General features: G+C 71.6%; 1 protein-coding gene and 1 pseudogene. Both read right to left on the bottom strand.

All coding sequences use genetic code 11. From position 1 onward, the window contains the following. Positions 1 to 708, bottom strand: a pseudogene (locus KME77_RS14805) (hypothetical protein); the annotation flags it as partial. Between the two features lie 170 nt (positions 709 to 878). Further along, on the bottom strand, positions 879 to 2,415 hold a 1,537-nt coding region (locus KME77_RS14800; RefSeq protein ID WP_219467222.1), incomplete at its 5' end, for a glycoside hydrolase family 10-like protein.

The following is a 2,415-nucleotide window of genomic DNA, read 5'->3' as shown; positions in this document are numbered from 1 at the left end:
GGACAGCCCCGCCAGCAGGAGGGTGGCGCGGGCGGGGACCGCGGCCAGCACCGCGCCCGCCGTCGCGTCGGCCTGCCGCAGCGCGGCCCGCCGCCGCTGCGCGGTCAGCTCGTCGGGCACGCGCGGGAGCTGGCCGGTGGCCGCCAGGTAGGGGCGGATCAGGTCGTCGACCTCCACCGCCGCCATCCGGCACTGCCCCAGGTCAGCGGCGGTGACCTGGCTCGCCGACGGCCGGTAGTGGGACACGGCGCCCTGGCTGTCGGCCATCGCCATGGCCGCGCCGGGACCGGCCGCGAACGCGCACTGGCCGGCCGCCTTCAGCGCCTCGCCGAGCGTGCCCGCCTCGCGCTGGCCCGCCACGTCGATCAGGTAGCGGTAGTCGGGGATGACCGCGCCCGCGCCCTGGGCCCGCGGGGCGGGCGGCAGGCCGCAGTTGTAGCCGGCCGCCGACCTGGTGCCCGCCGACACGGTCAGCCACCCGTCGTACGGGCAGGTCACGCTGCCGACGGTGCGCACGGACAGCGACCCGATCGCGCTCTGCCCGGCCAGCCGCCACAGGTGGGGCGTGTCTGCCGGGGTCAGGTCGTTCCAGTGCAGGCCGGGCACCCCGATGAGCGTCACCCGCCCGCCGCCGGTCTCGGCCTGCCCCGGCTGGGCGAGCCCCCCGGCGAACAGGAGGATCGCCAACACGACCAGCACGCGCCTCACGGGAACGCTCCCTACGCTCGCGGTTACCGTCCGCGAACATCGTTTCACGGCGCGGGGAGTGCCCGTGACCCACGCCTCACCCGGGGATCACGGGGATCGCGGCGATCACAGGATCATGGCGATCACGGGATCGCGAGGATCACGGGATTGCGAGGATCGGGGAGATCACGTCACACGGGCGGCACCGTGACCGTCACCGGCTTGCTCTCGTTCTGCAGGCGGTCGAGGGAGGTGACCAGGTAGGTGCCTGCCGCCTTGGCGGTGAACGTCGGCGAGGTCACCACGGCCACCAGGCTGCGCGAGTCGGTGCCCTGGCAGTCCTGGCCCGACTTCGGCACCTGGTAGACGGCGTACGCGCGGGCGTCCGGGCTCGCCGTCCACGACACGACGGTGCCCGCGGCCTTGGCCCCGGCGGGCTTGGCGGGGGCGTCGCCGCCGCGGCCCTTGATGAGCGGCAGCAGCGCCGGGCGGCTGTAGTGGTCCTTGGCGACCCGGTCGATGGCGCCCAGCGGGTTGGTGAGCAGTTGCTTGGCGCTGAAGTAGACGTCGCCGTCCACCTGCGGGTGCTCGCGGTTGATCGTCAGGTGGGCCGACAGCTCGCCGGCCTTGTTCCAAGCCTTGTCGGAGTCGGCGCCGACCCGGTAGAGGGCCTGGCCGATGTACAGGTCCACGCCGGTGCCTTTGACCTCGTTCGCCCACCAGGGCACCAGGGCCTTGTAGTCGGCCGCCTTGAAGCCGCGCGACCAGTAGAGCTGCGGCATCACGTAGTCGACGGTGCCCGACTTGATCCAGTGCCGCGCATCCCCATAAATCTCGTCATAGCCGGACATGCCGGAAGTGTTGGACCCGGTCGGGTCGTTCGACTTGTTGCGCCAGATCCCGAACGGGCTGATGCCGAACTTGACGTGGCTCTTCGCCGCGTGGACCGCCTCGTCGACCTCGGCGACGAGCTTGTTGACGTTGTCGCGCCGCCAGTCGGCGAGCTTCATGCCCTTGCCGTACTTCGTGAAGGCGGCATCGTCATTGAACTTCCCGCCCTCGCCCGGGTACGGGTAGAAGTAGTCGTCGAAGTGCACCCCGTCGATGTCGTAGCGCTTGACCACGTCGGTCACGACCTTGGTCACGTGCTCGCGCACCTGCGGCAGGCCCGGGTTGTAGTAGAGGCGGCCGCCGTGCTTGACGGTCCAGTCGGGGTGCAGGCGGGCGGGGTGGCCGGCGGGCAGCTTGGCCGCGCTCGCGTCGTAGGCGGCCCGGTACGGGTTGAACCAGGCGTGGAACTCCAGGCCGCGCTTGTGCGCCTCGTCCACGAGGAACGGCAGCGGGTCCCAGCCGGGGTCCTTGCCCGCGGTGCCGGTCAGGTACTGCGACCACGGCTCGATCGAGGACTTGTAGAGGGCGTCGGAAGCGGGCCGCACCTGCACGAACACCGCGTTGAAGCGCCGCTTGACGGCCGCGTCGAGGATCTTGACGTACTCGGCCTGCTGCTTGGCCGCGGTCAGGCCGGTGCGCGAGGGCCAGTCGATGTTCCTGACCGTGGCGATCCAGACGCCGCGCAACTGGCGCTTGGGGTAGCGGGCGTCGGCCGTGCAGGCGTTCTTCGCGCTGGTCGTCTTCTTACCTGTGGTCGTCTTCTTCTCGGCCGTCGTCGAGGCGGTCGCCGCCGGAGTGTTCTCGGCGCCCGGGCCGAAGACGTAGGCGGGGGCGGTC

It is taken from the genome of Nonomuraea rhizosphaerae, assembly GCF_019396405.1.
GTDB lineage: Bacteria > Actinomycetota > Actinomycetes > Streptosporangiales > Streptosporangiaceae > Nonomuraea > Nonomuraea rhizosphaerae.
The sequence above is the reverse complement of the archived record's forward strand: the minus strand, read 5'-3'. Positions and strand labels throughout refer to the sequence as shown.